This window comes from Acidovorax sp. (genome assembly GCF_022763525.1).
GTDB lineage: Bacteria > Pseudomonadota > Gammaproteobacteria > Burkholderiales > Burkholderiaceae_C > Acidovorax.
Map to the genome: position 1 here is coordinate 20,701 of NZ_JALEGG010000069.1, position 12,546 is coordinate 33,246.

A 12,546-nucleotide genomic window follows, 5' to 3' on the forward strand; every position below is an offset into this window, starting at 1 on the left:
CATGCGCCATACGCATGAACCAGTGCCGCCTTAGCAATTCGTCACAAATTTCCCTGAAATCCTCTGCCGAAGTGCCGATCCAAACGGCCCCGCGCGCGCAAAAAAGGCCGCGTCAGGGCGCGGCCTTTTTTGGAGAAAAGCGCACCAGGCTTAGCGTTCCACCGCCAGCGATACGCCCATGCCGCCACCGATGCACAGTGCGGCCAAACCCTTCTTGGCATCGCGGCGCTGCATTTCATGCAGCAGTGTCACCAGGATGCGGCAGCCCGAGGCACCGATGGGATGGCCGATGGCGATGGCGCCACCGTTGACGTTGACCTTGGCGGGGTCGATGGCCAGCTCCTTGTTGACTGCGCAAGCCTGGGCGGCAAACGCTTCGTTCAACTCGAACAGGTCCACATCGGCGACGTTCCAGCCCGCGCGTTGCAGCGCCTTGCGCGATGCAGGCACCGGACCCATGCCCATCGTGGCGGGGTCTAAGCCGCTGGTGCCGAATGCGGCAATGCGCGCGAGGGGCTTGAGGCCCAGGGCCGCCGCTTTCTTGGCGCTCATCACCACCACGGCGGCTGCGCCATCGTTCAGGCCCGATGCGTTGCCCGCGGTCACGCTGCCGGCCTTGTCGAACGCGGGGCGCAGGCCTGCAAGGGCTTCGGCGTTGGTCTTGCGGTTGAGGTATTCGTCGGTGTTGAAAAGGATGGGGTCACCCTTCTTCTGCGGCAGGCTCACGCCCACGATTTCATCCACGAACTTGCCGGCGTCCTGCGCGGCAGCCGCCTTTTGCTGGCTGGCCAGGGCCAGTGCGTCCTGCATGTCGCGGGTGATGCCGTACTGCTTGGCGACGTTCTCGGCGGTAATGCCCATGTGGTATTGGTTGTAGACGTCCCACAGGCCGTCGACGATCATGGTGTCGACCAGTTTCCAGTCGCCCATGCGCTGGCCCTCGCGCGAGCCCGGCAGGACGTGGGGTGCCAGGCTCATGCTCTCCTGGCCGCCAGCCACCACGATTTCGCTGTCGCCCCAGGCCACGGCCTGGGCTGCGAGCATGACGGCCTTGAGGCCAGAGCCGCACACGGCGTTGATCGTAAGCGCGGGAGTTTCCTTGGCAACGCCCGCTTTCATCGCGGCCTGGCGGGCTGCGTTCTGGCCCACGCCAGCAGTAAGCACCTGACCCATGATGACTTCACCGATCTGGTCAGCCGACAGGCCGGCACGGGCGATGGCTTCGCGGATCACAATGGCGCCCAGTTCGGTCGCAGGCGTCTTGGCCAATGCTCCACCAAACTTGCCCACGGCAGTGCGGGCTGCCGAAACGATGACGATGTCTTCCATGGAATGTCCTTGTGGTTAGAGGTGGTGGTTGATGATTCTCGCAGCGCTGAAAGTCAGTGCGTTTACGTATCTGGGGCGAGCGTTTTTTGGCTGGGCCCGAAAGGCGCGCGAAAACGCTTCGAATCTAGGCGCAAAGCAGCCAGAGCCCGGGCTATGGCGAGCTTCGCAACGACGAGCCGAAGTGTTTTGGCGCACATGGCGGTTTGGGGCAAAAGATTCTCTGCCTCTCAGGCCTTTTGCTTGACGTAGCTGCCGGGCGCGGGCTCGAGCGCCTTGAATTTGGTGCCCTTGCCGTAGCCTTTGGGGGCTGGGATCTGCTTGCCCGCGTGGGTCTGGAGCCACCCGGACCAATCCGTCCACCAGCTGCCCGGGTGCTCGGTCGCGCCCTCGAGCCATTGGTCCAGCGTTGCGGGCAACTTGCCGTCCGCGCGGATCCAGTGGCTGCGCTTGCCTTTGGCGGGCGGGTTGATGACGCCCGCGATATGGCCCGACGCCCCCATCACGAAACGCTTCTTCCCGGGCAGCACCTGGGTGGACGCATAGGCGGCCGTGATGGGCACGATATGGTCTTCGCGCGAGCCGTAGATGTACACCGGCATCTTGAGGTTGGACAGGTCCATCTTCTCGCCGCACACGGTGAGTTTTCCGGGCTTGACCAAGTTGTTCTCCAGATAGAAATTGCGCAGGTACCACGCATAGAACGGGCCGGGCAGATTGGTGCTGTCGCTGTTCCAGTACAGCAGGTCGAACGGAGGCGGCGTCTCGCCCTTGAGGTAGTTGCCCACCACGTAGTTCCACACCAGGTCGTTCGGTCGCAGAAAGCTGAAGGTGGAGGCCAGGTCTTGTCCCTTCATGAGGCCGCCGTGACCCATCTGCATCTCGCGGAACTTCACAAAGGCCTCGTCGATGAACACATCAAGGATGCCGGTGTCGGTAAAGTCGATCAGCGTGGTGAGGAAGGTGGCGCTGGCCACCGGTTCCTCGCCTCGCGCCGCCAGCACAGCCAGCGCATTGCTCAGGATGGTGCCGCCCACGCAGAAGCCCAGGGCGTTGATCTGCCCGGCGCCCGTGATGCTCTGCACCACGTTGATGGCTTCGATGGCGCCGTCTTCCACGTAGTCGTCCCAGGTCTTGTGCGACAGGTCCTCGTGGGGGTTGCGCCAGCTCACCACAAAGGTGCGGTGGCCCTGCTCCACGGCGTAGCGGATGAGCGAATTCTCGGGCTGGAGATCCAGGATGTAGAACTTGTTGATGCAGGGTGGCACCAGCAGGAACGGCCGCTCGTATACCTTGGGCGTCAGCGGCTTGTATTCGAGCAGCTGGAAGAGTTCGTTTTCGTACACCACAGCGCCTTCGGTGGTGGCCACATTGCGGCCCACCTCGAAAAGGCTTTCGTCCGTCATCGACACGTGCCCCTGCGACAGGTCGTGCAGCAGGTTCTGCATGCCTTTGGCGATGCTCTCGCCTTTGGTCTCGATGGCTTTCTTCTGCGCTTCGGCATTGAAGGCCAGGAAGTTGCTGGGCGCCATGGCCGCCATCCACTGCTCTACGCCAAAGCGGATGCGGGCCTTTGTCTTCTCGTCGGCTTCGACTGCGTCGGCCAGGCCCATCAGCGTGCGGGCATTGAGCAGGTATGCCGCCGCGGAAAACGCCGCCACCGGGTTCCTGCTCCACCCTTCGCCGGAAAAACGCTTGTCCTTGACCTGTGGCGCCCCCTGAAGGCCCTGGGTCCACAATTCCTGGGCTTCCTTGATGTATTGCTGCTGCAATGCCTGCAACTTGGCGGGCGAGAACTGCACTGCAGGGGGCATAGTGGTTGCGGAAGCCTGCTTGCCCAGGTCTAGCTTTTGGAATGACTGCAGCGCCTGTGCCCAGCTTTGTCCGAAAATCTGCTGGAACTGCTGGGCGCTCTCGGCCCAGGGTGAATCAGAATTCATGCTCTTTCCTCAGTGGTGGGCTGCTTGCGGGTCGCCATGCTGCTGGCATTTCTTCATGGGTTCATTGTTGCCGACGCCGTGCAGTGTGGCAACGCAACCGCGCTTGCAACGAACAAAACCAATGTACCTCATCGTCATCGCCTGGACCTACGTGACCCTCATGATGGCCGTGGCGGAAGCCACCAGCCCGACAGGCAGCCTTCTGGGCGCCATCATCACGTTTGCACTGTATGGCGTACTGCCCATGGGCATTCTGGTGTACATCCTGGGTACGCCATCGCGCAAGCGGGCGATCAAGGCGCGCGAAGCGGCTGAGCAGGCGGCCTACGATGCGCAGCAGGCCGCTGCGGCGCGGACGATGTCAGCCGATCCAGACGCAGGCGGCAAACCGCCCGCTGCCGCCGAGGGTGCTGGCGTCTCGGCGGTGCGAAAAGAACCGTGACCCATTGGTGGCCGTGCACCACGGCTGCGTGCTGTCGTTGCCATGCACCTGGGTGATGCCCATCGCCCCCAGCCGCCGCCGGGCCAAGCCCGCCAGATCGCACAGGAATTTCCCGGCTACGTGCTCGTGGGGCGCAAAGCAGGAGGCGGCGGCCGGGTCTGCGCCACAGAAGGCGTCGCGGACCTCGGCACCCACCTCAAACGCCTGCGGGCCGATGCAGGGCCCCAGCCAGACCACCGTATCCTGCGCCACTGCGTGCCGGGCGGCTTCTTCCTGTCGATGATTTGCTCCTGATTTGATAGCTTTCTGCGCTTGCGTATCAAGCGCTAGAGCCTGAAAACTATCAAAAGCTGCCTCCAGCACGCCCCGCCCTTGTGCACCGGCCAGCCCGCGCCAGCCGGCATGGGCTGCACCCACTACCCGGCCGCTGTGGTGCGCGAAGAGCACGGGCAGACAATCGGCGACCATGATGGTGCAGGCCACGCCCGGCTCCGTCGCCACGCAGGCATCGGCCTCGGTGCCATCCGGCGCGTTCTGCGCCAAATGCACCACCCCGTCGGCATGCACCTGGCTCAGGAAGACAGGACGCACGCTCGACCCGGCGCCCACCAGGGCCGATTGAAGCCGCTGGCGGTTGGTGCGAACTGCGGTGGGATCGTCTCCTACGTGGTTTCCCAGGTTCAAGCTGTCGAAAGGCGGCGCGCTGACGCCCCCGGCGCGGGTCGTGCACAGCGCATGCACGCCTGGCGGCGCGGGCCAGTCGGGAACCAACCAGTCCGGGTCGGGCAACGCGCTGCGCGATGCGCTCATCACGCCTCTTTGTCGGGGCAGGCGGACGGCTGCGCGTTCTGGAACGCGGGCAGTTCCATGCAGGCGGCGAAGGCCCCCATGGTGCGTGGCAGCCCATCCAGATCTACGTTGAAGCGCTGGGCATTGAAAATTTGCGGCACCAGGCAGCAGTCGGCCAGCGTGGGCGTGTCACCCCAGCAAAGCCGCGACGGTGGCAGCCCCTGGGCCGCGCGCTCTTCGGCCAGCAATGTCAATTGACGCTCGAAAGCCTCCAGCCCGCTGCGCACCCAGTGGTGGTACCAGGCGTTCTTGGCGTCTTCCGGCACCTTCAATTCGTGCACCAGGTACTTCAGCACGCGCAGGTTGTTGATGGGGTGGATCTCGCACGCCACCATCTGCGCCAGCGCGCGAACGCGTGCCCGGGCCAGGGGCGTGTCAGGCAGCAATGGTGGGTTGGGGTGCACTTCGTCGAGGTACTCGATGATGGCCATCGACTGCGACAGGACCTCGCCACCATCGGTCACGAGCGTGGGCACCAGGGCATCGCCAATGCGGCCCGCGTAGTCCGCCGCCTTGTGTTCGCCCTTGACGAGGTGCACGGGCATGTAGTCGTACGCCAGGCCCTTGACCTGCAGCGCGATGCGCACGCGAAACGATGCAGAGGATCGGAAATAGTTGTAGAGCTGCATGGAAGAAATCCGTGGTGATGGGAAACAGGGCCCGCGCGGGGCCGGGCACCCGCCGTGCCGCTGATGACGTCAGGCGCCCAGGGTTCCGGCGGGGTCGCGGTGCTGGTAGACCACCTTGGTCAGCAGCGCCATGAGATCGCTGCGCTCCTGCGCATTGAGCGGGGCCATCAGCCGCTCCTGCACCCGCTGGGCGGCGTCGCGCATCTGCAGCGCCGCCACTTCGCCTTCGGGCGTGATCCACAGCAGCTTACGGCGGCGATCGGCCATGTCGGGTTCGCGGCGGACCCAGCCACGCTTTTCCAGGCGTCCGATCACCGAACCCGACGTGGCCGCATCGAAAGCCACGCGCGATGCCACGGTCACCTGGTCTTCGCCGGGCCGGGCCAGGAGCTCGTGCAGGATGGCGAACTGCACCGGCGTGACGTCAAACCCTGCCGTCTCTTCCATGAAAAGCGCCACAGTGCGCTGGTGGGCACGGCGAACCAAGTGGCCTGGCGTGTTGTGGAAATCGAAGCTCTTTGCCATGGGCGCGAGTGTAGCGCTCCCCCACGCGTTCCTGTGCCTCTCTCGCCACGGGCGCGCGTGAACCACGCCCGTGGCACACTGCATCCCGAAGTCGCCTTATCCACCGCACCCGGCCCCGGCCCAGGCGCGCGGCATCCCTGGTGCTTCCAATCCAATCCCGACATTCCAGAGGCCTACATGAGCTATGTGTTTTCTCCTGCGCCCGTGGCCAGCGTGCCCGTGGTGGGCAGCAGCAGCCGCTTTCCCGTGCACCGCATCTACTGCGTGGGCCGCAACTACGAAGAGCACGCCAAGGAAATGGGCTTCACCGGCCGCGAGCCGCCCTTCTTCTTCATGAAGCCGGCCGACGCCATCGTCGTCGTCAACCCGGGCGAAACCGCCCAGCTGCCCTACCCCAGCCTCACGGGCAACCTGCACCATGAGATCGAGCTGGTGGTGGCCATTGGCAAGGGCGGCAAGAACATCCGTGCCGCCGATGCGCTCTCGCATATCTACGGCTACGCCGTGGGCTTGGACATGACGCGCCGCGACCTGCAGAACGACATGAAGAAGCAAGGGCGGCCCTGGTGCATCGGCAAGGGCTTCGACGCCAGTGCCCCCATTGGCCCCATCACGCCCGCGGCTGACGCTGGCGATGTAGCCAATGCGGCCATCTGGCTTCAGGTCAACGGTGCGGACCGCCAGCGCAGCAGCGTGGCGCAACTGATCTGGAACATTGCAGAGACCATCGAGCACCTGTCAGCCGCGTGGGAGCTGCAGCCCGGCGACCTGATCTACACGGGCACGCCGGAAGGGGTGGGTGCCGTGGTGCGAGGCGATGTGCTGGAGGGGGGCGTGGAAGGTCTGGGCACGCTGCGGCTCAGCGTGGTGTGACCACCGCAAACCCGGCACCGCACCGGCTGGCCAGTCAGCCTCCCCGCGCATCGCACTACGCTTTTCATAGCTGCCTGCGCTTTGGCGACAAGCGCTGGCGGCCATTTTGATTCAGAATCCTCCGATGACCTTCCGCAGTCCCATCAAACACTGCCGTGCCTGTGGCACTGCCGTGGTCTACCGTTTGCCGGACGACGGCGACACCAAGCAGCGCGCCGTCTGCCCCGCGTGCAACACGGTGCACTATGAGAACCCGCTGAACGTGGTGGGCACGGTGCCGGCGATGCCCGACGGGCGCATTCTGCTGTGCAAGCGCAATATCGAGCCACGCTGGGGCAAGTGGACGCTGCCAGCCGGATTCATGGAACTGGACGAGACGACGGCCGAGGGCGCCGCGCGGGAAACGGACGAAGAAGCCGGCGCGCAGATCGCGATGGGCCCATTGTTCAGCCTGCTCAATGTGCGCCGCGTGGGCCAGGTCCACTTGTTCTACCGTGCCACGCTGCTCAGCGACCAGTTCAACCCGGGGTACGAGACCATCGAGGCACGGCTTTTTTCCGAAGACGAGGTGCCTTGGGACGAGATCGCCTTCCGCACCGTGAAGGAAACCCTGGAGCATTACTTTGCCGACCGCCGGGCGGGTGCCTTTGGCGTGCACTTTGTCGACATCGAATAGGCCGAGCCATGACCGAGACCCCACTCCCCACCACGCAGGTTGGCACTGGCGGGCCACCCGATGGCCTGCCCACCTACCGCCTGCTCACCGGCCCGGACGACGCGAGTTTTTGCCGCCGCGTGAGCGACGCGCTGGCACTGGGCTATCGGTTGTACGGATCGCCCGCCGCGACGTTCAACGGCCAGACGGTGATCGTGGCCCAAGCCATCCTTTGGCCCGGTTCAGGACTCTGACCGAGACACGGAGCATGCTCCAGGTGAGGTTCCCTGGTGCATGAGTCCTGAATAGTTGCCAGCTGGCTCCCGAAGCTTGGCGGGCGCCCGTCAGCGCGTATTCACCCGCCCCCCCACTCCTCGGCAGGCACAGGCCGGCCTGACGGAGCGCGGGGCGCGCCTCCCTCGGGCGGCCGCGCAGGGCCAATGGGCCACGGTGCAGGCGCCGGCGATGGCTGCGGCGCGGGCGCATCGTTGCGGAACAGACCCCGGATCCAGTCACGCATGCTGCCCAGCGGCGCATCGGCTGGCGGCGGCTCCGACGGCATGGGCGGAGCAGTGGCGAACTCATCCACGAAGCGCGCATTGCCATCGATCGCCTTGCTGCGAATGGCCTGCTGCACGAATTCGCCCACCATCGGCAGCGCACTGCGGGCACCCTGGCCCCAGTGATCGCTGCGCAGGGTGATCCGGCCATCATTGAAGCCCGCCCATGCGCCGGCGACCACACGCGCATGCATGAGGATGAACCAGCCGTCGGTGTTTTCCTGCGTGGTGCCGGTCTTGCCCGCCACATCGGCCTGGATGCCGTAGCGTGAGCGGATGGCGGTGGCCGTTCCCCGGTCGATGGCGCCGCGCATGGTGTTGCGCAGGGTTTGTGCTGCGCGCGGCTCGAAAACCTCTTGCGGAGCGGAGGGTGCGAAGGTTTCCAGCACCTTCCCGTCACGGTCCTCGATGCGCGTGATGAGCACCGGCTCCACATACCTGCCCAGGTTGACGATGGAGCTGTAGGCGCTGATCATCTCCTTGAGCGTGACGGGGCTGGTACCCAGCGCCAGGGAGGGCACCTCTTCCAGCGGCGACTGGCGCACGCCCAGGGCACGCGCCACCTCGGCCACGCGCGCAGGGCCCACCTGCTGCATGACTTGTGCAGTGATCGTGTTCTTGGAAAGGGCCAGGCCATCGGCCAGCGTCATGGGCATGTCGCTCGGTGGCGTGCCATCGGTGGGACGCCACACGCGCCCGCCGCCCAAGGGGATCTCCACGGCGGCATCCATCAGCGTGTCGTCTGGCGACGCACCCGCGGCAAAGGCTGCCCCATACACAAAGGGCTTGAATGTGGAGCCCGGCTGGCGGCGTGCGGCCTGCACATGGTCGAACGGGTCTTGCGCAAAGTCGCGGCTGCCCACCCAGGCGAGCACGTGGCCGGTCACCGGGTCCTGCGCCAGGAAGCCAGCCTGCACCCGCGTCTTCTCGGTGCGCAGTTTCTGCAGGAAGGCTGCGTCATCGAGCAGCGTCTTGAGCGCCTCTTCAGGCGCCTGGCCCTTGTCCACGGCCGCGCGGTACTCGGCGCTTTCACGCACCAGCGTCTGCACCAGTTCGTTGCCGGGGTTCCAGCCATTGCGCTGCGACCAGGCCGCGTCGGCCACGCCCTGCAGCTGTTTCCCCTGGCGCGCCACGGCCTGGTTGGCAATGGCCTGCAGGCGCGAATCGATGGTGGTGCGGATCACCAGTCCATCGGCGTACAGGTTGTAGCCGTGGCTGTCGGCCCAGTCCAGGAGCTGCTTGCGCAGCTGCATTGCAAAGTGCGAGGCGGGGCCCATGACCTCGGTCTGCCGCTCGAAGTTCACGCCGAGGGGCCGCGCCTTGAGCCGTGCGAACTGCTCGGGCTCCAGTTTGCCGTGCTTGACCATTTGCGACAGCACGGTGTTTCGCCGCGCCAGCGCCCGCTCGGGGTTGAGCACCGGGTTGTAATAGGCAGTGCCCTTGAGCATGCCGATCAGCGTGGCGCTTTCCAGCACGTTGAGCTTGCCGGCCGACTTGTCAAAGTACGTGCGCGCGGCCATCTCGATGCCGTAGGCGTTGTAGAGGAACGGCACAGTGTTGAGGTAGGTCTCCAGGATCTCGTCCTTGGAATACGTCGCCTCGATCTTGACCGCGGTGATCGCCTCCTTGAGCTTGCGCGTGAGCGCCTGCGGGAAAACGCGCGAGCGGCCGATCTCCTCAGGGAACAGGTTGCGCGCGAGCTGCTGGGTGATGGTCGAGCCGCCCTGAGGGGCGCCCCCCAGTGTGTGCACCACCGACGAGGCGGTGCGCCGCCAGTCCAGGCCCCAGTGCCCGTAGAAACGATGGTCCTCGGTGGCGATCAACGCGTCCAGAACGTTCGGCGAGATCTGGTTCAGCTCCACCCATTCGCGGTTGGCCCAGCGGTATTCGGCCAGCAGCTTGCCGTCCACCGACATGAGCTGCGCGGGTTGCTCGCTCTTGGCCTTGCGGATCTCGCTGACGCCGGGGGTGAAGGGCAGCAGCGCCAGGGTGTAGACCAGCAGGGCCGCCGGTAGCGCCAGGGCGCCCCACAGCATGGCACGCCGCACAGGGCGCGGCAGCCATGCCAGACGGGCGGCCATCCAAGCGCGCAGGGCCGCGGTGCGGGCCTTCAACGTCAACAGCAGTTTGCGCATCAAAAACCTAAGTAATGAGATCAGGCGCCATCGCCCGACAGCAGGGCCAGCATGCCGGCCTCGTCGAGCACGGGCACGCCCAGCTCCTGGGCCTTGGCCAGCTTGCTGCCGGCCTCTTCGCCCGCCACGACGTAGCTGGTTTTCTTGCTGACCGAGCCCGCCACCTTGGCGCCGGCGGCTTCGAGCAGCTCTTTGGCCGCATCGCGGCTCAGCGTGGGCAAGGTGCCCGTGAGGACCACCGTCTTGCCAGCCAACACCTGGGGCGCTTTCTCTGCCCGGGCGCCTTCTGGCCAGGTCACGCCACAGGCGCGCAGTTGCAGGACCACCTCGCGGTTGTGCGGCTGCTCAAAGAAGGTGTGGATGGCCTGCGCCACCACCGGGCCCACATCGTTCACCGCCAGCAGGTCGTCCACGCTCGCATCCATGATGGCGTCCAGCGTGCCGAAGTGGCGCGCCAGATCCTTGGCCGTGGCCTCGCCCACGTGGCGAATACCCAGGCCAAACAGGAACCTTGGCAGCGTTGTCTGCTTGGATTTCTCGAGCGCCGCCAGCACGTTCTGCGCTGACTTCTCGGCCATGCGCTCCAACGCCACCAGGGACGTGAGGCCCAGGCGGTAGAGGTCTGGCAGCGTGCGGATCACACCGGTGTCCACCAACTGGTCCACCAGCTTGTCGCCCAGGCCTTCGATGTCCATGGCGCGGCGAGCTGCAAAGTGCAGGATGGCCTCCTTGCGCTGCGCGGCGCAGAACAGGCCGCCCGTGCAGCGGTGGTTGGCCTCGCCCTTTTCGCGCACCACGTCGCTGCCGCAGACGGGGCAGTGGCGCGGCATGCGGAAATTCTTCACATAGCCGGCCCGCCGTCCGGGCATGACGCCCACGACTTCGGGAATCACATCGCCCGCCCGGCGCACGATCACCTGGTCACCCACGCGCACGCCCTTCTTGCGGATTTCGAACAGGTTGTGCAGGGTGGCATTGGTGACGGTGACCCCGCCCACGAAGACCGGCGCCAGGCGCGCCACGGGCGTGATCTTGCCGGTGCGGCCGACCTGCACGTCGATGCCCTCGACCTTGGTCGCCATCTCCTGAGCTGGGTACTTATGGGCGACGGCCCAGCGCGGCTCGCGGGTCTTGAAGCCCAGGTCGCGCTGCAGGTCCAGCCGGTTGACCTTGTAGACCACGCCGTCGATGTCGTAGGGCAGCGCATCGCGCCCCGCGCCCATCTTTTGGTGAAACGCTACCAATTCAGTAGCACCCACCGCAATCTGCACCTGCTCCGCGACCGGAAAACCCCAGGATTTCAGCGCCTGCAGCATCTCGAAATGCGTGCGAAACACCGGCCCGCCCTCACCCGCTGGCGTGATGGCACCCACGCCATAGGCAAAAAAGCTCAGGGGGCGCTGGAGGGTGATGTTGGAGTCCAGCTGGCGCACGGCGCCCGCCGCCGCATTGCGCGGGTTCACAAAAGTCTTGCCGCCCTGCTCCCGCTGGCGCTCGTTCAGCGCATCAAAGTCGGCCCGGCGCATATAGACCTCGCCACGCACTTCGAGCAGCGCCGGCACCCCTTCCGGCAGAGTCAACGGGATCTGCCGGATCGTGCGGATGTTGTGCGTCACGTCCTCGCCCACCTCCCCGTCGCCGCGCGTGGCGGCCTGCACCAGACGCCTGTTCTCGTAACGCAGGCTCATCGCCAAGCCGTCGAACTTGGGCTCGGCCACGTATTCGATGGGCGGATCGGCCTGGGCCAGCCCCAGCTCGCGCCGCACCCGCGCGTCAAAAGCCTGGGCGCCGGTCGCCTCCGTGTCCGTTTCGGTGTGGATGCTGAGCATGGGCACCGCGTGGCGCACCGGCGTGAGGCCCTCCAGCACGGCGCCGATCACACGCTGCGTGGGCGAATCGGGCGTGATGAGATCCGGATGCTCGGACTCCAGCGCCTGCAGTTCGCGGAAGGCGCGGTCGTACTCGGCATCGGGCACGGTGGGCGCATCCTGCACGTAGTATTCGTGCGCCCAGCGGTGGAGCTGCTCGCGCAGCGCTTTCATTTTGATAGCTGCTTGCGCTTGGCTGGTCTGCGCTGCGGCTGAAAAAAGTTCAGATTGCTCAGTCATGGTGACCCTCACTGGGATTTTTCCTGACGAAACCCAGTTCCCGCCCACCCACAAACCCCACGGATTCGTAAAGCCGATGGGCTTCTGTGCGCTGCGAACCCGAGAGCAGAAACACCTTGCAGCAGTCCATCGCCCAAGCCTCGTCGAGTGCGAACGCCAAAGCCGCGCGTGCCAAGCCCCGTCGACGAAATCGCTCGCCAGTGATCACGTGCTCGATGACGCCAATGGGCCGCCCCGCGCTTGCAAAGTTCGGCAGAAACGCGAGCATGCACGTGGCACCGATTTCGCCGCCCTCGAGCGCGACCACCAGCCGCGCATGCGATGAACGAAGGACGGCTCGGAACAGGCTTAAGGACATCTCGTCACTCACGTCCGCATCCTGCGGCCGCAGTTCTCGGTACAACGCTTTGACGGCGCGGTGGTCAGACTCGTTCGCCAGCCTGACCTGCGTTGTACTGGCACCAAGCACGACAGCCCTCAACTGAAGAGCCTGCGCGCCAACAC

General features: G+C 65.6%; 12 protein-coding genes. 4 read left to right on the forward strand and 8 right to left on the reverse strand.

Annotation, left to right across the window (positions count from 1 at the left end):
- Positions 1-150 precede the first annotated feature (150 nt).
- The gene (locus tag MRY84_RS05120; RefSeq protein WP_291504670.1) at positions 151-1,329 is read right to left on the reverse strand and encodes an acetyl-CoA C-acetyltransferase; all 1,179 of its coding nucleotides are present in this window, start codon (positions 1,327-1,329) and stop codon (positions 151-153) included.
- Positions 1,330-1,556: 227 nt separating this feature from the next.
- Positions 1,557-3,266 carry a class I poly(R)-hydroxyalkanoic acid synthase gene (phaC, locus tag MRY84_RS05125; RefSeq protein ID WP_291504671.1) on the reverse strand — a complete coding sequence of 570 codons (1,710 nt, stop codon included), beginning with the start codon at positions 3,264-3,266 and terminating at the stop codon, positions 1,557-1,559.
- Positions 3,267-3,387: 121 nt separating this feature from the next.
- Between phaC and MRY84_RS05130 the strand changes: the two genes are divergently transcribed.
- A complete protein-coding gene (locus MRY84_RS05130) occupies positions 3,388-3,708 on the forward strand; it encodes a hypothetical protein (RefSeq protein WP_291504672.1) in 321 nt (106 codons plus the stop codon).
- Here the strand turns inward: MRY84_RS05130 and MRY84_RS05135 are convergent.
- The 3 genes from MRY84_RS05135 to MRY84_RS05145 form a co-directional block, all read right to left on the reverse strand.
- A complete protein-coding gene (locus MRY84_RS05135; RefSeq protein WP_291504673.1) occupies positions 3,628-4,518 on the reverse strand; it encodes a laccase domain-containing protein in 891 nt (296 codons plus the stop codon). The genes MRY84_RS05130 and MRY84_RS05135 overlap by 81 nt on opposite strands.
- The gene (maiA, locus tag MRY84_RS05140; protein ID WP_291504674.1) at positions 4,518-5,186 is read right to left on the reverse strand and encodes a maleylacetoacetate isomerase; all 669 of its coding nucleotides are present in this window, start codon (positions 5,184-5,186) and stop codon (positions 4,518-4,520) included. The genes MRY84_RS05135 and maiA overlap by 1 nt, the downstream gene beginning before the upstream one ends.
- A 69-nt stretch (positions 5,187-5,255) precedes the next feature.
- On the reverse strand, positions 5,256-5,711 hold the full coding sequence (locus MRY84_RS05145) for a MarR family transcriptional regulator (RefSeq protein ID WP_142145934.1): 456 nt from the start codon (positions 5,709-5,711) through the stop codon (positions 5,256-5,258).
- Between the two features lie 177 nt (positions 5,712-5,888).
- On the opposite strand from MRY84_RS05145, the gene MRY84_RS05150 reads away from it, so the two are divergent.
- The 3 genes from MRY84_RS05150 (at position 5,889) to MRY84_RS05160 (ending at position 7,493) form a co-directional block, all read left to right on the forward strand.
- Complete coding sequence (locus MRY84_RS05150) at positions 5,889-6,584, forward strand: fumarylacetoacetate hydrolase family protein (protein WP_291504679.1); 696 nt, start codon at positions 5,889-5,891, stop codon at positions 6,582-6,584.
- Positions 6,585-6,708: 124 nt separating this feature from the next.
- Complete coding sequence (locus MRY84_RS05155) at positions 6,709-7,260, forward strand: NUDIX hydrolase (RefSeq protein ID WP_291504675.1); 552 nt, start codon at positions 6,709-6,711, stop codon at positions 7,258-7,260.
- Positions 7,261-7,268: 8 nt separating this feature from the next.
- Positions 7,269-7,493, forward strand: a complete 225-nt coding sequence (locus MRY84_RS05160) for a DUF1737 domain-containing protein (RefSeq protein ID WP_291504676.1) — start codon at positions 7,269-7,271, stop codon at positions 7,491-7,493.
- A 101-nt stretch (positions 7,494-7,594) separates the two neighbouring features.
- Here MRY84_RS05160 and MRY84_RS05165 read toward each other — a convergent pair whose 3' ends face one another.
- From MRY84_RS05165 to MRY84_RS05175, 3 genes are all read right to left on the reverse strand, one after another.
- Positions 7,595-9,934, reverse strand: a complete 2,340-nt coding sequence (locus MRY84_RS05165; protein WP_291504677.1) for a transglycosylase domain-containing protein — start codon at positions 9,932-9,934, stop codon at positions 7,595-7,597.
- A 20-nt stretch (positions 9,935-9,954) separates the two neighbouring features.
- Positions 9,955-12,042, reverse strand: a complete 2,088-nt coding sequence (gene ligA / locus MRY84_RS05170; protein ID WP_291504678.1) for an NAD-dependent DNA ligase LigA — start codon at positions 12,040-12,042, stop codon at positions 9,955-9,957.
- The coding region (locus MRY84_RS05175; RefSeq protein WP_363317477.1) for a GNAT family N-acetyltransferase at positions 12,035-12,546 on the reverse strand (512 nt) is incomplete at its 5' end. The genes ligA and MRY84_RS05175, both read right to left, overlap by 8 nt.